Below are 20,317 nucleotides of genomic sequence, written 5' to 3' on the forward strand. Positions count from 1 at the left end.
TGGGCGCGTAGTGGCCCGACCCCCGTGGGGCGGCGCCCGACCGACCGGACGCCACCCCGGCTGGCCCGCCCGCACGCGCGCGCTGCGGGTCCCCGCCGGCGTCGTGGAGCTGCGGCCGGTCCGCCTGCGCGACGGCGCCGCGTGGTCGCGGACGCGGTTGCGCGACGAGGCGCACCTCGCGCCGTGGGAGCCGACGCTGCCGGGGCCCTGGTCGGAGCGCAACGCGCTCGCCGAGTGGCCGGCGCGCTGGACCGCGCTGCGCTCGATGGGCCGCTCGGGGCAGGCGCTGCCGTTCACGATGCTCGTCGACGGGGAGTTCGCCGGGCAGGTCGTGATCGGCAACGTCGTCCGCGAGCCCCTGCTGTCGGCCTACGTCGGCTACTGGGTCGGCGCGCACGTCGCCGGCGGGGGAGCGGCGACCGCGGCCGTCGCGCTCGCCGTCGACCACTGCTTCGCGCGGGTCGGCCTGCACCGCATCGAGGCGACCGTGCGCCCCGAGAACGTCCGCAGCCTGCGGGTGCTCGCCAAGCTCGGTTTCCGCGAGGAGGGCCTGCTGCGCCGGTACCTCGAGGTCGACGGCGACTGGCGCGACCACGTCGTCCTCGCGGTCACCGAGGAGGACGTGCTGCCGGACGGGCTGGTCGCGCGGCTCCTGCGGGCCGGCCGGGCCGAGCGCGCGTGACAGACACACCCACATGGCCCAGAGGTCGAGACTGGCGCGCCATCCGGTCGAGTGGTATCGGCCGCAAACCCTCAGGGTCGAGGTTCCCCTACTGGAGGGATCTCGTCACCGCTCGCACACGACACGCCGTCTCGGCTGCGGGGCGCGCGGGACTCGTGTGACTAGCGTGGCGCCTGCGACGGACCGGATCCGGGCGTCGCAGTCGGTCGGGGTGGGAGGTCTGCGGTGCCGAGCTCGGTGGTCTTCGCGGCCCTGGTCCTGGCGTGGCTGGTGGTGCTCGTCCCCGTCGTGGCCCGCCGCCGCCAGATGGTCCCGCGGCCCGCCGACGCCGATCTGAGTGCGCGGGTGCTGCCGAGGACGGCCGGAGCACCCCTGATCGAGGAGGTCCCCGTGGCGACTGCGCAGACGGACGGACGCGCCGGCGGCGAGCGTGCGGCAGCGGCGTCCGCGCCCACGCGGAGCAAGGGCGGCACGGCCCTCGCCGAGCGCGCCGACGAGACTCAGGAGGCGCTCGACGCCGAGCTCGAGCTCGACGCCCAGCGTGACGACGATCTCGACGACGACGACGACGACGGCCCGGCCGACGAGCCCACCCGCGAGATCGACCGCGACGGTCGCTCTGCTGATCGCGCTGCCGGGCGCGAGCGGGTCCTGCGCCGTCCCGCGCACGAGGAGCCCGAGGACCTCGGGTACGACGAGTACGACGAGGACCTCGACGACGACGAGCGCCTCGAGGACCAGCTCGACGACCGGTACGACGACGAGCTCGACGACCTCGACCACCCGGACGAGCCGGAGACCGAGCCCTCGCGCGAGCTGCGGACCTACCGTCCCGGTCGCGGCGGGTTCGACCCCGACGCCGCGGCGGCCGCGGCGCACGCGCGCTACGCGTTCCGGCAGCGCATCGCCCTCGGGGTGATCGCGGTCGCGATCCTGTCCGCCCTCGCGGCCCTCGTGGTCTCGAGCACGATGTGGTGGCTGCACGCCGTCGCGGACGTCCTGCTCATCGGCTACCTGGTCTTCCTGCGCCGGCAGACGCGCATCGAGGAGGAGGTGCGCGCGCGCCGCGCCGCCCGCCTGTCCGGGGAGCGCCGGGCGCTCGAGGCCCGCCGGGAGCGCCAGGCGGCGCACGAGGCGCGCATGGAGTCCTACCGCGACACCGAGTGGATCGACGGCGAGTACGACACCCAGGTCGACGAGGACGTGCTCGACGACGAGGACGACGAGGAGCTCGACGACGCCCCCCGCTGGGCCGCGCCGCGCACGCCCCCGCCGCCGGTCCCGGACGACATGGAGCTCGTCGACGACACCGACGACGACCCCGCGTTCCACGATCTCGACGGCGAGCGGACCTACGGCTACCGCCGCGCGGCGGGGGCCTGACCCGCTGTCCGACGCTGATCCGCGACGTTGCTAGAGTCGGCGTCGCACCAGGGGCTGTGGCGCAGTTGGTAGCGCGACTCGTTCGCATCGAGTAGGTCAGGGGTTCGATTCCCCTCAGCTCCACCCTTGCTCTTCCTCCCGGCCGGGGCTCACCACTCCGCCCGCCGGGCGATCTCCTCCAGTTCCCGCCGGTCGGCCACGGCGTCGCCCGGGTCCTCGGGCCACGCCTCGATCTGCTGCTCGGCCCAGTCGGCCCAGCGGGCGACCATCGCGTAGAAGTCGGTGAAGAACGCCCCGGCGATCATTCCCTGGGCCGCGCGGTGCTGGTACGGCCCCTCGTCGGCCGCGTAGTCCCGGGCCGCCTCCCGGTTGACGACGTTGCGCTCCGCGGCCCAGGCACGGGCCGCGGCGACGGTGCGCCGCGCGTCCTCCCGCGTGCCGTGCTCCGCGAACCCGAGCTTCACCAGCGCCTCGAACTCCAGCACCGGCCCGTCGCCGGGCTCCGCCAGCCAGCGCGCGAGAGCGGCCCGGCCCTCGTCGGTGATCGCGTAGACGGTCCGCGGGCGGCGGCCGACCGTCTCGGTCTCGGCGGACGCGAGCCCGTGCGCCACCAGCTTCTTCGGCTCCTCGAAGAGCTTGCTCGCCGCGCGCGGCCACATCCGGCCGAGGCTGCGGTCCATCTGCCGGGTGAGCTCGTAGGTGCTCCACGGCTGCACCCCGAGCAGCCCGAGGACGGCGTACGACGTGCTCGTCAGACGAGGGCTTGACATGTACTCCCCTGGGGACGACCTTAATACTCCCCAAGAGAGTATCGGAGAACCGCGATGACCACGACCACCGACATCGACCCGACCAACCGGGCCCAGGCGCAGGCCTGGGACGGCACCGAGGGCGACTACTGGGCGGCGCACCCGGACCGCTTCGACACCGCGCTGGCCCGCTACCAACCCGCCTTCCATGCGGCGTGCGACGTCGGACCCGGGGACCGCGTGCTCGACGTCGGGTGCGGCACCGGGCTGACCACCCGCGCGGCGGCGCGGGCGGCGCCGGACGGGGAGGCGGTCGGCGTCGATCTCTCCGCGCGCATGATCGACGTCGCACGGTCCACGACCGAGGCCCTCGGCGTCCCGAACGCCCGCTTCGGCCGGGCCGACGCCCAGGTGCACCCCTTCGTCACCGCCGAGTTCGACGGGGTGATCAGCCGCACCGGCGCGATGTTCTTCGGCCGGCCCGACGCCGCGTTCGCGAACCTCGCCCGCGCCGTGCGCCCCGGCGGGCGGCTCACGCTGCTGACCTGGCAGCCCGCCGACCGCAACGAGTGGATCCAGGTGTTCGCCCGGACGCTCGCGGGGCGGGAGATGCCGCCGTCCGCGCCGGGGCAGCCCGGGCCGTTCTCGCTGAGCGACCCCGACCACGTCCGGGACCTGCTGACGGCGGCCGGGTTCGCCGACGTCGCGCTCGACGGGCTCGCCGAGCCGGAGGTCTACGGGCGCGACGCCGAGGACGCGCACGCGTTCGTGCTCGGCCTGCTCGGGTGGATGGTGGCGGACCTCCCGCCCGCCGAGCGCGACCGCCGCGTCGAGGCCCTGCGCGCCGCCATGGCGGCGCACGAAGGTCCGGACGGCGTGACGTTCGGGTCGGCGGCGTGGCTGGTCACGGCGCGTCGGAGGTGACCCCGGGCGCGCCGGTCGTGCGGCCCGCCCGGGTCAGGGCGTCGGCGACCACGAGCTCGGCCTCGGCGTCGCCGGCCTCCTGCGCCTCGGCGCGCAGCACGGCGAGCGCGGCCGGCGGCTCCGGGCGCAGGGCGGCGAGCAGGCAGCGGCTGAGCAGCTCGCCGTCACCCCCGCCCGCCGCGCGGTACCAGCGGTCGTTCTGCTCGAGCAGGGCCAGCGCGACGAGGTCGTCGCCGGTGACGTGCAGGACGCGGGCCAGCGTGGTCCGGGCCGTCGCGGCCACCCGCGGGTCGCCGCTGCGGCGGGCGGCGCCCAACGCCCGGTCGAGCACGGCGATCGCGGCGTCGTGGCGCCCGCGCTGCTGCTCGACGCGGCCGAGGCGCGTGAGGTGCAGGGCCGCCTGCCCGAGGAAGCCCTGGCGTTCCGCGTCCGCGGCGGCGGCCTCGAGCGCCACCACCGCGTCGTCGTGGCGGCCCTGCGCCTGCGCGATCGTGCCGAGCATCCCGCGCGCGTGCACGAGGCCCCACGGGTCGCCGAGGGGCTCGAGCAGCTCCAGCGCCTCGGTGGCCGACCGCGTCGCCGTCGCCGTGTCGCCGAGCATGATCGATCCGTAGGCGGCCAGCAGCAGCGCGGCGGCCCGCGGCCACGGGCGGTCGGTGGCCAGGGCGAGCCGGGCCTCGACGAGGACGTCCTGCGGGCGCCCCTGCTGGATGCGCAGGAAGGCGAGGTGGCGGTGGGCGTCGGTGCGCAGGTCGGCGTCGGCCAGCGCGAGCGCCCGGACCAGCTCGGCGGCCGCGCGGGACACGTCGCCGGCGGACGCCTCGAGCCACCCGGTCAGCAGCAGCACCTCGGCCGCGGTGTGCGGGTCGACGTCCGGGGCCGCCGCGAGCGCGGCGCGCAGGCGTCCGGCGCCGGCGACCCCGTCGCCGAGCACCACCCACGTCCACCCGAACCCGCGCGCGATCCGGACCCCGAGCAGCGGGGCGTGGGCGGCGGTCCACGCGAGCGCGGCGTCGATGTCCGCGCGCTCGGTGCGGACGAGCGCGACGCACTCCGGCTGGGCGGGCCCGCGCACGATCGCGGCGCACCGGTCGGCGGCGCCCGCGAACCACGCCGCGTGCGCCGCGCACGCCACCGCCTCGAGCCCGGCCTCGACGAGGCGCTCGCGGGCGAAGGCGCGGATGCTGTCGAGCAGCCGGTAGCGGACCTCGTCGCCCGGGACGACCGCGATCAGCGACCGGTCGGCGAGCCGGGTGAGGACGTCGAGCGCCTCGGGGACGCCCACCACGGTGAGGACGTGCTCGGCGGCCGCCAAGGGGGCGCCCTCCGCGAACACCGCGAGCGCCCACAGCGCCCGCCGGTCCCCGGGCGGCAGCAGGTCGTGGCTCCAGGCGATCGCCGCGGCCAGCTCGCGGCGGCGCGCGGGGGAGCGGCGGGTCGGGTCGCGGAGCAGGCGGAACCGGTCGTCGAGACGCCGCGCGACCTCGGGCACCGACAGGGTCGTCAGCCGCGAGGCGGCCAGCTCGATGGCGAGCGGGAGCCCGTCGAGGCGGCGGCACACGCCGGCGACGGCGTCCCGCTGCGCGGGGTCGACGGTGACCGACAGGCGTGCCGCGCGGTCGGCGAACAGGGCCACCGCCGCGTCCTCGGGCAGCGGCCCGAGCGGCACGACGACCTCGCCGTCGACGCCGAGCGACACCTGGCTGGTGACGAGGACCCGCAGCCGGGGAGCCGCCGCGAGCAGGGTCTCGACCAGCGCGGCGACGGCCTCGACGACGTGCTCGGCGTTGTCGAGCAGCAGCACGGCGGCGCTCCCGGCGAAGCGCCCGGCGAGGTCCCCGGCCGCGACGTGCAGGGCCTCCGCGACGGCGCGCGGCACCGACTCCGGGGTCGCGACCCCGTCGAGGCGCACGAGCCAGACCCCGTCCGGCGCCTCGAGGTCGCGGGCCACCTCGAGGGCGGTGCGCGTCTTGCCGACGCCCGCGGGCCCGGTGACCGTCACGAGCCGGTGCTCCCGCAGCCGCGCGTCCAGGGCGGCGAGCTCGTCGTCGCGCCCGACGAGGCGGGTGAGGACGGCGGGCAGGTTGCCGGGCTGCGCGCCCGTCAGCGCCGGGCTCTGCCGCAGGATGCCTTCCTCGAGGCGCCGCAGCCCGGGCCCCGGGTCGAGGCCGAGCTCGTCGGCGAGCAGCGTGCGGACCCGCGCGTACGCCGCGAGGGCGTCGGCCTGGCGTCCGGCGCGGTAGAGCGCGGTGATCAGCGCCGACCACAGCCCCTCGCGCAGCGGGTGCCGCGCGACGAGGTCCTCGAGCTCGCCGACGACGTCCCCGTCGCCGAGCGCCACGCGCGCGGCCAGGTGGTCCTCGAGCAGGGCGAGGCGCAGCTCCTCCCAACGACGACGGGGCGCGTCGAGCCAGGCGCCGTCGCCGGCGTCCTGCAGGACCTCGCCGCGGAACAGGGCCAGCGCGGCGGCGGCCTCGCGGCGCACGGTGTCGATGTCGCCGGCCCGGCGGGCCGCGGCGACGCGCTCGGCCCGCGCCTCGGCGTCGAGGGCGTCGATCCGGGCGGGGTCGACGGCGAGCCGGTAGGCGCCGTGGGCGTACGGGACGAGGTCGGCGTCGCCGAGCGCGCGGCGCAGCTGGGAGACCTTCGACTGCAGGGTGTTCTGTGACGCGGCCCCGGGCCACAGGTCGGCGAGGACCCTCTCCGCGCGCACGGTGCGCCCGGCCTCGAGGGCGAGGCGCACCAGCACCTCGGTGGTGCGCCCGGCGGGCAGCGCCAGCAGCTCGCCGTCGCGGCGGACCTCCACGGGTCCGAGCAGGGCGACGGCGAGCACGTCTCGCAGCGTAGGCCGCTGACCTGCCCCGATGGTGCTCCGTCAGTGCTCCGTCAGCGCTTTCCCGGACGCTCGGCGCCGATCCACCGAGCCCTGGGAGCCCCCGATGTCCGATCTGCACACGGCCGAGCACGCTGCGCCACGAACGAGCGCCCTGCGCCGCGGCGTGGCCTGGCTCGCCACCTTCCTCGGCTTCCCGCTGGGCGGCCTCGTGGCCGAGCTCGCGGGCCCCGTCGACGGCCCGGTCCCGGCGCTGCTGGGCGGGCTGGTGACCGGCGCGGTCCTCGGCGCGGTCCAGGCGCTGGGGCTGCGGGTGGGGCGCGCTCCCGTCCCCGTGCTCGCCTGGGTCGTCGCCACGGGCGCCGGGCTCGCCGTCGGCCTCCTGCTGGGCGCCGGGGCCGTCGGGTACGGGGTCGGCCTGCCCGCCCTGGCGATCCAGGTCGCGGTGTGCGGCGCGGTCGTCGGGCTGGCCCAGGCGGCGATCCTGTGGCGGCGCCTCGGTGCCCTCGCCGCCGCCTGGCCGCCCGTCCTCGCGGTGGCGTGGGCGCTCGGGTGGACGGTGACGACGCTCGTCGGGGTGGACGTGGAGCGCGGGTACACGGTGTTCGGGTCGAGCGGGGCACTGCTCGTCGCCGTGCTGACACTGGTGCTGCCGCTGGTGCTCGGCCGTCGCGCGGAGATGTCGTGAACCGGGTCGCCGCGGCCTGCCTCACCCTCGCCGCGCTCCTCGCTGCCGCCGGCTTCACCGCCCTCGGGTCGGGGTTCGACTACCCGGCGATCCTGCAGGAGCCGACGGGACACATCCTGGCGCTCTACCGGTCGGCGCCGGTCGCGGTGAGCGGCTGGTTCGGTGTGCTCGTCGTCGGCGCGGCGCTGCTCGCGCCGGCCGCGGTCGCGCTGGGGCGTCTCTACGGCAGCACTGCGATCGCGGTGGTGGGCGTCGCCGCCGCGGTCGTGCAGGTGATCGGCCTGTCGCGGTGGGTGCTGGTGGTGCCCTTCCTGGCCCGCGACGGGTCGGAGGATGCGCAGCGCACCTTCGAGACGCTGCACTTCTGGCTCGGTCAGATGATCGGCGAGACGCTCGGCTACGCGCTGACCGCGGTGTTCACGCTGCTCGTGGCGCGGCGGTTCGGGCGGTGGCTCGCGCTCTCGGGCGTCGTCGCGGCCGTGCTCGTCGCCACCGGCGTGCTCGTGCCGCTCGGGGTGGAGCTCGCGCGCCTCACGAACTTCGCCGGCTACGTCGTCTGGTGCGTGTGGCTGATCGCGGTCGCCGTCGCGCTGGTCACCGCCAGGACGGCAGCCAGAGCTCCGCATTCCAGCGGTCGGCGGTGATCCACGTGCCGACGAGGATCGGCCACAGCCACGCGAAGTTGGCCACGACGAGGCCGGTGTACATGCCGACGACGAGCGTGCCCGTGCGCCGGCGTTCGAGCCCCTGTTCCCGTCGTCCCAGGAACTCGCCGAGCGCGAGGACCACCGCCAGCACCAGGAACGGCGCCACCGGCGTCATGTAGAAGAAGTACATCTGCCGGTCGATGTTCGTGAACCACGGCAGGAAGCCGGCGCCGTAGCCGACGAGCACCGCGACGTGGCGCCAGTCGAACGTCGTCACGACCCGCCAGATCGACCAGCCGAGCACCGGCAGCGAGACCCACCACAGGGCCGGCGTGCCGATGAGCATCACCGCCGACACGCACGACGGCGACCCGCAGCCCAGCTCGGCGGTGCCCGACTCGTAGTAGTAGAGCATCGGGCGCAGGCCCATCGGCCACGTCCAGGGCTTCGACTCCCAGGGGTGCGGCGACCCGCGGGGGGTGTCGAGCGTGGCGTGGAACTCGAGGACCTTGGTGCTGTAGTAGGCGAGCCCGCGCAGCCAGTCGGGCAGGAAGCCGAAGGGCCCGCCGACCGGCAGCTGCTGGCCGACGGCGTGGCGATCGGTGCCCGTCTCGCTCGCGATCCACGGCAGCCAGCTGGCCACGTAGCACAGGATCGGGACCGCCAGGAACGCCCACACGGCGGGCGCCACGTCGCGCACCAGCGTCCCGACGAACGGGCGCGCGACGCCGGCCGCGCGCCGCGCCGCGGCGTCGAAGCCGACGAGCAGCAGGCCGAAGAAGACGATGTAGTAGAGCCCCGACCACTTCGCCGCCAGCGACAGCCCCAGGCACGCGCCGGCCGCGAGGCGCCACCAGCGCACGCCGAGCCGGGGCCCGTAGACGGTCTCGGCGATCCGGCCCTCGGCGACGACGACCGCGAGGCGCGACCGCACGTCGTCCCGGTCGACGAGCAGGGCCGCGAACGCGAGCAGCACGAACAGCGCCGGGAAGATGTCGATCATGCCGACGCGGGCGGACACGTGGCTGACGCCGTCGGCGATGAGCAGCACGCCGGCCAGCCCACCGAGCAGCGTGGACCGGGTCAGGCGCCGCGCTACGCGGATGATCGCGAGGATGCAGAGCGTGCCGGCGAGCGCGGACGCCGCGCGCCAGCCGACCGGGTCGTAGCCGAACACCCACTGCCCGACGGCCATGAGCTGCTTGGACAGCGGCGGGTGGACGACGAGCTCGTAGCCGGGGTTGTCCTCGTACCCGCCGTTGCGCAGCACCTGCCACGCCTGGGGCACGTAGTGCTTCTCGTCGAAGATCGGCGTGCCCTGGTCGGTGGGCCAGCCGAGGTCCCAGAACCGGACGACCCCGCCGACGACCGTGAGGACGAGGGCCACCACCCAGCCGCGGAGGCGGTCGGTGGGCATCGGGCGCCCGAGCAGCTGCGCGACGGCCGGCGCGTCCTGCGGCGCGGACAGCACACCGGCCGCGTCCGGCGCGGGGCGCGCGATGGTGGCCGTCACGGGGACCGATCGTATGGTCTCGGTCGTGCCAGAGCTGTCGGACGGGGTGCTCCTGCTGGGTGGTGTCCCGCTCGGCAACCCCGCGGACGCCTCGTCGCGGCTGCGCGAGGCCCTGGCCACCGCGGACGTCGTGGCCACCGAGGACACGCGCCGGCTGAAGCGGCTCGCGTCCGACCTGGGCGTGAAGGTCGGCGGCCGGGTCGTCACGTTCCGCGAGGACAACGAGGTGGCGCGCACGCCCGGGCTCGTCGAGGACGTGCGGGGCGGCGCGACCGTCCTGCTGGTCACCGACGGGGGGATGCCGAGCGTGTCCGACCCCGGCTACCGGGCGGTCGCCGCGTGCCTCGACGCCGGGCTGACGATCCGGTGCCTGCCGGGCCCGTCCGCGGTGCTGACGGCGCTGGCCGTGTCGGGGCTGCCCACCGACAGGTTCTGCTTCGAGGGGTTCGCGCCGCGCAAGGACGGCGAGCGCCGGACGTGGTTGCGCGAGCTCGCGAGCGAGCGGCGGACCACGGTGTTCTTCGAGTCCCCGCGGCGGCTGAAGTCCCTGCTCGAGGACGCGGTGCCCCAGCTCGGGGGCGAGCGCCGCGGAGCCATCTGCCGCGAGCTGACCAAGACGCACGAGGAGGTCGTGCGCGGGTCGCTCGCCGAGCTGCTCGCCTGGGCGCAGGGCCGCGATCCCCTCGGGGAGATCACCGTCGTGCTGGGCCCGGCGGTCGTCGCGACGCCGGAGCCCGAGGACCTCGCGCAGGAGGTCCTCGGGCTCATCGCGGAGGGACGCAAGCCGCGCGACGCCGCCCGCGAGGTGGGCGAGGCCCACGGCGTCTCCACGAAGGCGCTCTACGACGCGGCGCTCGAGCTAAGGAAGTAGGACGAGCTTCCCGGACACGCGCCCGTGCTGGTTGTCGTCCTGCGCCTTCCCGGCCTCGGCGAGCGGGTAGGTGACGACGGCGGTGGTGCGGAAGCGGCCGTCGGCGATGCGGGGCAGGGCGTCGGCGAGCCAGCGGCGCTCGTCGTCGGGGTCGCCGCCCGAGGTGAACACGACGCCGAGCTCCTGCGCGCCGGTGTAGTCGGCGATCGTGATGGCCTTGTCCGGCGAGCCCACCAGCGTGACGAGGTCGCGCAGCGCGCCTTTGCCCGCCGTCTCGAACGCCAGGTCGACGCCCTGCGGGGCCACCTCGCGGACCCGCTCGACGAGCCCCTCGCCGTAGACGACCGGCGTGGCCCCGAGCGCGCGGACGTCGTCCTGGTGCGTCGCGCTCGCGGTGCCGATCACGGTCGCCCCGCGCGCGACGGCCAGCTGCACGGCGTACACGCCGACGCTGCCGGACGCGCCGTCGACGATCAGCGTGGTGCCGGTGTGGTCGCCCTCGCCGAGGCCGAGCTGGGCGAGCGCGCGGTAGGCCGTCGTCACACCGACCGAGAGCGACGCCGCCACCTCCCAGCTGATCGCCTCGGGCTTGCGGACCAGCGCGTTCGTGTTCGCGACGGCCTTCTCGGCGTACGACCCGGACGTCGTCTTGCCGAGCACCTCGTCGCCCACGGCCAGCTCGGTGACGCCCGCGCCGACCGCGTCGACGACGCCGGCGACGTCGTAGCCCGGCACCTTGGGCTCCGGTGGGGCGTCGGTGCCCGCCATGGCGCCGGTGCGCAGCTTCCAGTCCAGGGGGTTCACCGCCGCGGCGCGGACGGCGAGGCGCACCTGGCCCTCGCCCGGGACCGGGTCCTCTCGCTCGACGACCTCGAGGACCTCGGGCCCTCCGAAGCGGCGGTACTGCACGGCTCGCGATGTCATGTCCCGCGCAACGCCCCGGGTCGGCCGCGCATGCCCCCGGCACCGTCCCCTTCCGCAGCGAACGGGCGGTTGGCTGCCTCTATGCGCCGGAAGTCCCCGTTCGCTCCACCGCGCGCAGCGCCACCGTCGCGCCGAGCTCCCACGCCGCCTCGCGCTCGGCGGATCCGACGGTGCCGGTGACCTCGCAGATCTCCGCCGCCTGCTCCCAGCCCAGCGCGCCGGTGATCTTCAGGACGTCGCGGACGGCGCCCGCGGTGTCGGAGCCGCCGTGCACGTAGAGCCCGAAGGGTCGCCCGGCGGTCTGGTCGAGGCACGGGTAGTAGACCTGGTCGAAGAAGTGCTTGAGCGCCCCGGACATCGTGCCGATGTTCGCCGGGGTCCCGAGCACGATCGCGTCGCAGGCCAGCGCGTCGGCGGCGCCGGCGGTGAGCGCCGGGCGGCTGACCACCTCGACGTCGCCCTCGATCTCGTCGGTGCCCGCGCCCTCGAGCACGGCGCCGAGCAGCTCGTGCAGCGTCGGCGACGGCGTGTGGTGCACCACCAGCAGCCGGGTCACGGGGAGGGCGACTCCTCCAGAACGGCGCGGACGAGCCGGTGCAGCAGGTCGCCGGTGCGCGCCGCGGCCGCGTGGACGGCGTCGATGACCGAGAGGTGGTCGATCGCGTCGTCGGTGGTGCCCGCGGCCGGGTTGCTGACGAGCGCCACCCCGGCCACCCGCGCCCCCACGGCCCGGGCGGCGATGGTCTCGAGCACGGTCGACATCCCGACCAGGTCCGCGCCCAGCGTGCGCAGCATCCGGATCTCGGCGGGCGTCTCGAAGTGCGGGCCGCGCAGCCCGGCGTAGACGCCCTCGGCGAGGTCCGGGTCGATCGCGCGGGCCATGGCGCGCAGCCCCGGGTCGTAGGCGTCGGTGAGGTCGACGAACTGCGGCCCGACCAGCGGCGACGTCGCGGTGAGGTTGAGGTGGTCGGCGACGAGCACCGCCTGCCCGACCGCGTAGGACGGGTCGATGCCCCCGGCCGCGTTGGTCAGCACGACGGTCCGGGCGCCGGCGGCGCACGCGGTGCGCACCGGGTGCACGACCTGCGCCGGGCCGTGGCCCTCGTAGAGGTGGGTGCGCCCGAGCAGCACGAGCACGCGGTGCCCGTCGACGTCCACCGAGCGCGCCACGCCCGCGTGGTCGGGGGCGCCGGGCGGGGCGAATCCGGGCAGCTCGGTGAACGGCAGCTCGGCGACCGGCGGGCCGAACGCGTCGGCGGCGGGCCGCCAGCCCGAGCCCAGGACGACGGCGACGTCGTGGGTCAGCGCCCCGGTGCGCTTGGCCAGCTCGGCGGCCGCCTCGTCGGGCGACGGCGGGAGCGGTGCGGGGGGTTCGACGGCGGTCACCGCGGCGGCGCCTCGGGCGGCGGGACGGCGAAGCTGTCGGCGACGGCGCGGAACTGGTCGGGGGCGCCGACCGGGTCGGCGCTCGGGGCGGTCAGGCGCACGACCCACAGGTCGTTGCCCGACGGCACCAGGCGCGCCCACGTCGTGCGGTCGTCGGGGCCCGACGTCGTGCGGTACACGGTCTGCTGCGAGGGCTCCGCGCCCGGCGCGGCGGAGCCGACGTTCTCGACCGGCCCGACCGAGCTGCCGTCGACGCCCAGGCTCGCCGGCCGGGAGAGGAGCGCGAGGTAGTCGGCGGCCTTCTGCGCCGGGTAGAAGCCGGCGACGCGGTCGATCCGCAGCTCACGGGTGGCGTCGGGCGACACGAAGCGCACGGTGATGTCCCCGCCGGCCTGCTCGAGCCGGAACTGCTGCCAGCCGGCCGGTACGAGCGCGCTGAAGCCGAGCCCGGTGCCGCTGTAGCGCTCGTCGGTGTCGGCGTGGGCGATGAGGACGGTGCCCGCGACCTCCGGCCCGGACGGCGTGAGCACCGTCGACGTGGCGCCCTGGCCGGCCAGCGAGCGCGTCAGCGCGTAGGCGCCGACCGCTCCGATCGCCGCCATCAGCACGAGCAGGGCCACCACCGCGGCGACGACCCACGGCGACCGGCGCGGCGCCGGGGGCCGCGGCGTCGGGGTGAAGGGCAGGGGGCCGGGGTCGGACGCCAGCTGGCCCTGGGTCCCCGCGGCGCCCAGGCCGGACGTCGCGGGACGCGGGGGCGCGGGCCGCCAGCCGGGAGCGGGCGCGCCGCCGGGCGGGGTCCAGCGCGCGGCCGCCGGCGGCGCCGCGCGCGGTGGCAGCGGCGGGCGCCGGACCGTGCGCGTCACGTCCTCGGACGTCGACACCCGCGGGCCGACCATCGTCGTCTCCGCGTCCGCCGGCGGCGGGACGGGCTTCGGCGGCGTGGGCGGGTTCTTCGGCGGCGACGTGGGCCCCCGGCCGTTGCCCGTGCCGTTGCTCGTCCCGTTCGCGGCGGCGTCGGGCTCGGGCTTCTCGTCGGAGGCCGCCTCGTCCGGCTCGTCGGCGGCGGGCGCGTCCGCCTCGGCCTCGTCGTCGGCCTTCTCCTCGGCCTTCTCGTCGGCCTTCTCGTCCGCCTCGTCCTCGGCAGCCGGCTCCTCGCCGGGCTCCTCGGCGGCAGGCTCCTCGGCGGCGGCCACCGCGGACGCGCCGGTCGCGGGCTTCGCGTCGGCCGCGTCGTCGGACGCCTCGGATGCGGACTCGACGGCGTCCTCGCCGTCGGCCACCGCGGATTCACCGGTCGCGGGCTTCGCATCGGCCTCGTCGTCGGCCTCGTCGTCAGTGGCGTCGTCGGCGGCCTCCCCGGTGGGGGAGTCGGCCGGCGCCTCGGCTTCGTCGGACTCCCCGGGCTTCTCGGTCTCGTCATCCGACGTCGCGGACTCGCCGGTGGCGGGCTTCTCGTCCGCCTCGTCGTCCGTCGCCGCCGCGGCACCTGCCGCACCCGCGGCACCCACCGCGGCCGCCGCGGCGACCGCGGCCCCCGCGACCTCGCCCGACGACGCCTCGTCGGTCTCCGGTGCCGTCGTCTCCGCGGCAGCCTTCTCCGGGGCTGCCTGCTCGGAGACCCCGGCGTCCTCGACGGCCGGCTCCTCGGCCTCCTCCGGAGCCTCCTTCGGCGGCGCGTCCTTCTCGGGGGCCGCCGGGGCCTCGGCGGCCGGCACCTCCGGGCCCGTCCGGGGCGCGGGCGAGGGACGGGGGCGGGGCGGCTGCTCGGCCGGCGGCGGGGTGGCCGGCGGGGTGGCCGGCGCGGGCGTGCCGTCGGCGAGCGTGCCCGTCGGACCCCGGGAGGACGAGGGGGAGGAGGACGACGGGATCAGGCCCGCCGCATCGCTCGCCGGACCGGGGCGGGGCACGCGGAACGCCGCGGTGCGCGGCGCGGAGGACACCGCGAGGACCGGGCCCTCGGGGTCGGAGAGCAGCGGGCGCAGGCGGCGGCGCACGGCGGCCAGGGGCATGCGCAGCGCCGGGTCCTTGACCATGAGCCCGCGGATGACGTCGACGACCGGGCCGCGTCCCGCGGGCACCGGCACGTCGCCGTGCACGACCTCGGTGACCGTGCCGACCGGGTCGCCCGCGTCGTAGGGCGGCCGGCCCTCGAGGCAGGCGAAGAGGGTGGCGCCGAGGCCCCACAGGTCGGCGGCCGGCCCGACGGCGCGCCCCATGGCCACCTCGGGCGCGATGTAGGGCGGCGAGCCGAGGACCGTGCCGGTCTGCGTCATCGACTGCTCGGCGGCGTTGCGGGCGATGCCGAAGTCGGTGAGCTTGATCTGCCCGTTCTCGCCGATGAGGACGTTGCCGGGCTTGACGTCGCGGTGGGTGATGCCGGCGCGGTGCGCCGTGGTCAGCGCCGAGGCGACCGCGGACCCGATCTCCGCGGCCTCGGGCTGGGTCAGTCGCCCGCGCTCGCCGATGTAGCTCGCGAGGCTGCGCGAGGGCAGGAGCTCCATGACGACGTAGGGCTCGGAGGCGACCTCGACGACGTCGTAGAGGGTGACGACGTTGGGGTGGCTGAGCATCGCCGTCGCCCGCGCCTCGCGCAGCGTGCGCTCACGGACGATGGCGCGCTCGTTCACCGGCACCGACGAGAGCCGCACCTCCTTCACCGCGACCGGGCGGTGCAGGACCTCGTCGTACGCCGACCACACCGTGCCCATGGCGCCGCGACCGAGCTCGTGCTCGAGGCGGTAGCGACCGACGATCCGGCGGGGGCCGGGCGCGTCGGTGGGTGCGGGGCTCACCCGACCATCATGGCAACGTCGACCGTTGGACGGGTCGCCCCCGGGGTACCCGGTGTCGTATCAAGTGCGCCAGGCGGCCAGCGAGCACCGAGCAGCGGCCCGGCACGCCGGTGACCTGCGCGAATCGCCCGTTCGTCGGTTCGGGTGGTGATGCAGGTCGCCGCCGACAGCGCGATCGCGACCCCTCGGCGCCGCGGGGCCTCGATCGTCCACAACCGCCGTCCGGCGCAGGCATGCTGGGCCGGACAGTCGGACCTGCCACGGGCCCGGCACGGGAGGTGTGTTCGATGACTCTGGCGGAGCCCCGCCCTGCGTCGGCCCCCGTGGTCGACCTCGGCGCAGGCAACGGCCCGGAGTGGATCGACCGGTGGCTCGCCGCGCACGCCGACGACGTGGTGGGCTGGCGCCGGGCGCTGCACGCCCGGCCGGAGCTGGCGCGACGTGAGTTCGAGACCACCCGGCTCTGCGCCGAGACCCTCACCGCCGCGGGCCTGAAGCCCCGGCTGCTGCCCGGCACCGGGCTGATCTGCGACATCGGCGAGGGCCCCCGCACGGTGGCGCTGCGCGCCGACCTCGACGCCCTGCCGCTGACCGAGCACACCGACGCCTCGTACTCCTCGCGCGTGCCCGGCGTCGCGCACATGTGCGGCCACGACGCCCACACGGCGATGCTCCTCGGGGCCGGCCTCGCGCTGGCGTCCGCGCCGTCGCTGCCCGGCCGGGTGCGGCTGGTGTTCCAGCCCGCCGAGGAGGTGCAGCCCGGTGGCGCGCTCGACGTCATCGCCGCCGACGGGCTCGACGGCGTCGACCGCATCTTCGCGCTGCACTGCGACCCGCGCCTCGAGGTCGGCAAGGTCGGCACGCGCACCGGGGCGATCACCTCGGCGTGCGACATGCTCGAGCTGCGCCTGACCTCGCCCGGCGGGCACACCTCGCGCCCGCACCTCACCGCCGACCTCGTGCACGCGCTCGGCACCGTGATCACCGGCCTGCCCGACCTGCTCTCGCGCCGCGTCGACCCGCGCTCGGGCACCGTCCTGGTCTGGGGCACGGTGCAGGCCGGTCACGCGGCGAACGCGGTGCCCCAGCAGGGGATGCTCGCCGGCACGCTGCGCACCGCCGAGCACGCGACGTGGAACGAGCTCGAGCCGCTGGTGCGCTCGCTGGTCACCGCGCTGCTCGCGCCCACCGGCGTCGGCTACGTGCTCGAGCACCGCCGCGGCGTGCCGCCGGTGGTCAACGACGCCGTCTCGGCCGACCTGCTGGCCTGCGCCGCTGAGCGCGCGGGCGGGCCGGCCGCGGCGGTCGGCACCGAGCAGTCCAGCGGCGGCGAGGACTTCGGCTGGTACCTCGAGCACGTGCCCGGCGCGATGGGTCGGCTGGGTGTCTGGTCGGGCGTCGGCGAGATGTCCGACATCCACCAGCCCACGTTCGACCTCGACGAGCGTGCCCTGCCCGTCGGTGTGCGGACCCTCGTGCACGCCGCCCTGGCGTCGCTCGGGGGCTGAACCGGATCGCACGCCGTCGGGGCCGTCGGGCACGATGGCGCCGTGAGCGATGCGACGGTGACCGCCACCGAACTCCCGACCGCGGGCGAGGGCGGTGGATCTCCCGCGTCGACCGCTGTGTCCACCCCGGTCCTCCCACCCGTCACGCGCCGCATCGCCGACGAGCTGGCCGTGGCGGAGGGCCGGGTGTCGGCGGCGGTCGAGCTGCTCGACGGCGGGGCGACCGTCCCGTTCGTCGCGCGCTACCGCAAGGAGGCGACGGGCGGGCTCGACGACGCCCAGCTGCGCACGCTCGAGGAGCGCCTGACCTACCTGCGTGAGCTCGAGGAGCGGCGCGCCGCGGTGCTCGAGTCGGTGCGCGCGCAGGACAAGCTCGACGCCGAGCTCGAGGCGCGCATCCTCGGCGCGGAGACCAAGAGCCGCCTCGAGGACGTCTACCTTCCCTACAAGCCCAAGCGGCGCACCAAGGCCGCGATCGCCCGCGAGGCGGGTCTCGAGCCGCTGGCCGACATGCTGGTCACCGACCCGACCCACATCCCGCGCACCGCCGCCGGCTCGTACGTCGACCCGGACAAGGGCGTGCCCGACCGCGACGCCGCCCTCGAGGGCGCCCGCGCGATCCTCGTCGAGCGCTGGGCCGAGGACGCCGACCTCGTCGGTGAGCTGCGCGAGCAGATGTGGCGCCGCGGCCGGCTCACCGCGACCTACCGCGACGGCCGGGGCGGCGAGGGCGACACCGCGGCGGCGAAGTTCTCCGACTACGGCGCCTTCGACGAGAAGTTCACCCGTCTGCCCTCCCACCGGATCCTCGCCGTCCTGCGCGGCGAGACCGAGGAGGTCCTCGCGCTGACGCTCGACCCGCTGGCCGCCGACGACGACGAGACCGCGATCAACGACGTCTACCTCGCGCGCATCGCGAACGCGGTGGGCGTCGCCGACCGCGGCCGTCCCGCCGACCGGTGGCTGGGCGAGGCCGTGCGCTGGGCCTGGCGCACGCGCATCCTGAGCCGCCTGATCGTCGACCTGCGGGTGCGCCTGCGCGAGGTCGCCGAGGAGGGCGCGGTGCTGGTGTTCGCCGGCAACCTGCGCGACCTCCTGCTCGCCGCCCCCGCGGGCGCGCGCCCGACGATGGGGCTCGACCCGGGCCTGCGCACCGGCGTGAAGGTCGCGGTGATCGACGGCACCGGCAAGGTCGTCGCCACCGACACCATCCACCCGCACGTGCCGCGCCGGCAGTGGGAGGCCTCGCGCACCCGGATCGGCGAGCTGGCGCGCGAGCACGGCGTCGAGCTCGTCGCCATCGGCAACGGCACGGCCTCGCGCGAGACCCACGCCCTGGTCCGCGACCTCATCGCCCGCGAGCCCGAGCTCGGGCTCACCGCGGCGGTCGTCTCGGAGGCGGGCGCGTCGGTGTACTCCGCGTCCGAGCAGGCGTCGGCCGAGCTGCCCGAGCTCGACGTGTCCCTGCGCGGCGCGGTGTCGATCGCCCGCCGCCTGCAGGACCCGCTGGCCGAGCTCGTGAAGATCGACCCCAAGTCGATCGGCGTCGGCCAGTACCAGCACGACATCGCCGGCACGGCCCTGTCGCGCTCGCTGGACGCGGTCGTCGAGGACTGCGTGAACGCGGTCGGCGTCGACGTCAACACCGCGTCGGCGCCGCTGCTGCGCCGCGTGTCGGGCATCAGCGCGGGCCTGGCCACCACGATCGTCGGCTACCGCGACGAGCACGGACCGTTCGCGTCGCGCACGGCGCTGCGCGAGGTGCCGCGCCTGGGCGCCAAGGCGTTCGAGCAGAGCGCGGGCTTCCTGCGCATCCCCGGCGCCGCCGACCCGCTCGACCGCTCGGCGGTGCACCCCGAGTCCTACCCGGTGGTGCACCGGATCGTGGAGGCGACGGGCGACGACGTCGACGCGCTCGTGGGCAACAGCGCGGTGCTCGCGTCGCTCAACGCCGACGACTTCACCGACGAGCGCTTCGGGCGCCCGACGGTGATCGACATCATCGCCGAGCTCGACAAGCCGGGCCGCGACCCGCGCCCCGAGTTCACCACCGCCGAGTTCGCCGAGGGCGTCGAGCAGATCACCGACCTGACGCCGGGCATGGTGCTCGAGGGCCAGGTCACCAACGTCGCGGCGTTCGGCGCGTTCGTCGACGTCGGCGTGCACCAGGACGGCCTCGTGCACATCTCGGCGATGTCCAAGGACTTCGTCTCCGACCCCCGCGCGGTCGTCGGGCCGGGCGACGTCGTGCGGGTGCGCGTCCTCGACGTGGACGTCGAGCGCAAGCGGATCTCGCTGACGCTGCGGCTCGACGAGGAGGACACGGCCGCGGGCCCCGAGGGCGGGGCGCGCCCGGCCGAGGGTGGCCGGGGCGGCGGGCGCGGCGGTCGCGGGCGCGGCGGCCGGGGTCGTGGCCCCAGGCCGCAGGGTGCCGCGGAGCAGGCGCCGGCGGCGGTGGCCACGGAGGCGCCGGCCGAGGCCCCCACGGAGACAGGCACCGAGGCGCCGGCCGAGACCGGCGAGCGCCAGGGCGGCGGCCAGGGTCGCGGGAGCCGCGGCGGTCGCGGTCGCGGTCGTCCCGGCGAGGGCCAGGGCTCCGGTCAGGGCGAGCGCGGGGGTCAGCGCGGCCAGGGTCAGCGCGGCCAGGGTCCGCGCGGCGAGGGCCAGGGTCGCGGCGGCGGTCGTGGCGGACGGCCCCAGGACGGCGGCGAGCGCCAGGGCGGCGGCCGTGGCCAGGACAAGCGGGGCCAGGACAAGCGCGGGGGCCAGGGCGGCGGCCAGGGCGGACGCCCGCAGGGCAACCGCGACCGGCGTCCCGCGCCCACCAACGACGCCATGGCCGAGGCGCTGCGCCGCGCGGGCTACAAGAGCTGAGCTCTCCGGATGGCGACCCGTGTCCTGAGGACACGGGTCGTCGCCGGGGCGTTCAGAGCTCCGAGCCCGGCCCGGGGCCGACGGAGCGGCAGGGCCGCTCGCGCAGCGCCTGGACGTAGTCGTCGGGCGCGCCGGCCGCCTCGGCGGCGTCGGAGAGCACGCCGATGTAGCGCGCGGAGGGCAGGCCGCCCTCGTAGGCGTCGAGCACGTACACCCACGCCAGCTGCGGCCCGTCCATCGTCTGGATGCGCAGGCGGAGCTTCTTGTGCATGCCCAGCTCGCCGCCCTCCCAGCGGTCGAGCTGGTCGACGTCGAGCGGGCTGACGTCGTAGAGCACGACGAACACCCGCGACGACGGGTCCTCGACGACGGTGGAGAGGGCACCCTCGAGCCCGTAGTCCTCGCCGCCGAAGGTCAGGCGCCACCCCTCGAGCCACCCCGTGCCCGACATGGGCGAGTGGGGCGCCCGTTGCATCATCTGCTCGGGGTCCATGTTGGATCCGTACGCGGCGTAGAGCGGCACGGCGGACAGGGTAGCCA

The 20,317-nt window shown here is 76.4% G+C and carries 16 protein-coding genes and 1 tRNA gene; 9 read left to right on the top strand and 8 right to left on the bottom strand.

The features are described 5' to 3' along the window. The first annotated feature begins 10 nt into the window (after positions 1-10). From EV188_RS00840 to EV188_RS00850, 3 genes are all read left to right on the top strand, one after another. Positions 11-682, top strand: a complete 672-nt coding sequence (locus tag EV188_RS00840; RefSeq protein ID WP_133824364.1) for a GNAT family N-acetyltransferase — start codon at positions 11-13, stop codon at positions 680-682. 225 nt (positions 683-907) lie between these two features. Further along, positions 908-2,065, top strand: a complete 1,158-nt coding sequence (gene sepX / locus EV188_RS00845) for a divisome protein SepX/GlpR (protein ID WP_133824365.1) — start codon at positions 908-910, stop codon at positions 2,063-2,065. Between the two features lie 50 nt (positions 2,066-2,115). Beyond that, positions 2,116-2,188, top strand: a tRNA-Ala gene (locus EV188_RS00850). A 26-nt stretch (positions 2,189-2,214) separates the two neighbouring features. Here the strand turns inward: EV188_RS00850 and EV188_RS00855 are convergent. After that, a complete protein-coding gene (locus EV188_RS00855) occupies positions 2,215-2,835 on the bottom strand; it encodes a PadR family transcriptional regulator (RefSeq protein ID WP_133824366.1) in 621 nt (206 codons plus the stop codon). A gap of 54 nt (positions 2,836-2,889) precedes the next feature. Here EV188_RS00855 and EV188_RS00860 point away from each other — a divergent pair, with 54 nt between their 5' ends. Next, positions 2,890-3,738: a class I SAM-dependent methyltransferase gene (locus EV188_RS00860; protein WP_133824367.1), complete on the top strand. Its 849-nt coding sequence runs from the start codon at positions 2,890-2,892 to the stop codon at positions 3,736-3,738. Here EV188_RS00860 and EV188_RS00865 read toward each other — a convergent pair. After that, entirely contained in the window at positions 3,719-6,571 is a 2,853-nt protein-coding gene (locus EV188_RS00865) for an ATP-binding protein (RefSeq protein WP_208113928.1), read from the bottom strand. The genes EV188_RS00860 and EV188_RS00865 overlap by 20 nt on opposite strands. A gap of 106 nt (positions 6,572-6,677) precedes the next feature. Between EV188_RS00865 and EV188_RS31305 the strand changes: the two genes are divergently transcribed. Next, positions 6,678-7,259, top strand: a complete 582-nt coding sequence (locus EV188_RS31305) for a hypothetical protein (RefSeq protein ID WP_166659663.1) — start codon at positions 6,678-6,680, stop codon at positions 7,257-7,259. Next, positions 7,256-7,903, top strand: coding sequence for a DUF4386 family protein (locus EV188_RS00870; RefSeq protein ID WP_166659664.1), 648 nt, complete (start codon positions 7,256-7,258; stop codon positions 7,901-7,903). The genes EV188_RS31305 and EV188_RS00870 overlap by 4 nt, the downstream gene beginning before the upstream one ends. Here the strand turns inward: EV188_RS00870 and EV188_RS00875 are convergent. Next, positions 7,854-9,419, bottom strand: coding sequence for a dolichyl-phosphate-mannose--protein mannosyltransferase (locus EV188_RS00875; protein WP_133824369.1), 1,566 nt, complete (start codon positions 9,417-9,419; stop codon positions 7,854-7,856). The genes EV188_RS00870 and EV188_RS00875 overlap by 50 nt on opposite strands. Positions 9,420-9,432: 13 nt before the next feature. Between EV188_RS00875 and rsmI the strand changes: the two genes are divergently transcribed. Beyond that, positions 9,433-10,290 (top strand): 16S rRNA (cytidine(1402)-2'-O)-methyltransferase, encoded by an 858-nt coding sequence (gene rsmI, locus EV188_RS00880; protein ID WP_133824370.1) that lies wholly within the window; start codon positions 9,433-9,435, stop codon positions 10,288-10,290. Here rsmI and EV188_RS00885 read toward each other — a convergent pair. From EV188_RS00885 to EV188_RS33140, 4 genes are all read right to left on the bottom strand, one after another. Beyond that, positions 10,279-11,214, bottom strand: a complete 936-nt coding sequence (locus tag EV188_RS00885; protein ID WP_133824371.1) for an NADP-dependent oxidoreductase — start codon at positions 11,212-11,214, stop codon at positions 10,279-10,281. The genes rsmI and EV188_RS00885 overlap by 12 nt on opposite strands. A 79-nt stretch (positions 11,215-11,293) precedes the next feature. Further along, positions 11,294-11,770, bottom strand: coding sequence for a flavodoxin family protein (locus tag EV188_RS00890; RefSeq protein WP_133824372.1), 477 nt, complete (start codon positions 11,768-11,770; stop codon positions 11,294-11,296). Further along, a complete protein-coding gene (locus EV188_RS00895; protein ID WP_133824373.1) occupies positions 11,767-12,600 on the bottom strand; it encodes a purine-nucleoside phosphorylase in 834 nt (277 codons plus the stop codon). The genes EV188_RS00890 and EV188_RS00895 overlap by 4 nt, the downstream gene beginning before the upstream one ends. Beyond that, positions 12,597-15,395 (bottom strand): serine/threonine-protein kinase, encoded by a 2,799-nt coding sequence (locus EV188_RS33140; RefSeq protein WP_424922899.1) that lies wholly within the window; start codon positions 15,393-15,395, stop codon positions 12,597-12,599. Before EV188_RS33140 ends, EV188_RS00895 begins: the two co-directional genes overlap by 4 nt. 287 nt (positions 15,396-15,682) lie before the next feature. On the opposite strand from EV188_RS33140, the gene EV188_RS00905 reads away from it, so the two are divergent. Next, positions 15,683-16,903, top strand: coding sequence for an amidohydrolase (locus EV188_RS00905; protein WP_243741391.1), 1,221 nt, complete (start codon positions 15,683-15,685; stop codon positions 16,901-16,903). Between the two features lie 42 nt (positions 16,904-16,945). Beyond that, the gene (locus EV188_RS00910; RefSeq protein ID WP_481726157.1) at positions 16,946-19,777 is read left to right on the top strand and encodes a Tex family protein; all 2,832 of its coding nucleotides are present in this window, start codon (positions 16,946-16,948) and stop codon (positions 19,775-19,777) included. Between the two features lie 52 nt (positions 19,778-19,829). On the opposite strand, the gene EV188_RS00915 is transcribed toward EV188_RS00910, so the two are convergent. Further along, positions 19,830-20,300, bottom strand: coding sequence for a gamma-glutamylcyclotransferase family protein (locus tag EV188_RS00915; RefSeq protein ID WP_133824375.1), 471 nt, complete (start codon positions 20,298-20,300; stop codon positions 19,830-19,832). Between the last annotated feature and the right edge of the window lie 17 nt (positions 20,301-20,317).

The organism is Actinomycetospora succinea, from assembly GCF_004363095.1.
In the GTDB taxonomy this organism is placed as follows: Bacteria; Actinomycetota; Actinomycetes; order Mycobacteriales; family Pseudonocardiaceae; genus Actinomycetospora; species Actinomycetospora succinea.

Excerpts from the sequence above, each read along its gene's own strand:
- EV188_RS00855 (WP_133824366.1), bottom strand. The coding sequence starts at position 2,835 with ATGTCAAGCCCTCGTCTGACGAGCACGTCGTACGCCGTCCTCGGGCTG.
- EV188_RS00885 (WP_133824371.1), bottom strand. The coding sequence starts at position 11,214 with ATGACATCGCGAGCCGTGCAGTACCGCCGCTTCGGAGGGCCCGAGGTC.
- rsmI (WP_133824370.1), top strand. The coding sequence starts at position 9,433 with ATGGTCTCGGTCGTGCCAGAGCTGTCGGACGGGGTGCTCCTGCTGGGT.
- EV188_RS00905 (WP_243741391.1), top strand. The coding sequence starts at position 15,683 with ATGACTCTGGCGGAGCCCCGCCCTGCGTCGGCCCCCGTGGTCGACCTC.
- EV188_RS00860 (WP_133824367.1), top strand. The coding sequence starts at position 2,890 with ATGACCACGACCACCGACATCGACCCGACCAACCGGGCCCAGGCGCAG.
- EV188_RS31305 (WP_166659663.1), top strand. The coding sequence starts at position 6,678 with ATGTCCGATCTGCACACGGCCGAGCACGCTGCGCCACGAACGAGCGCC.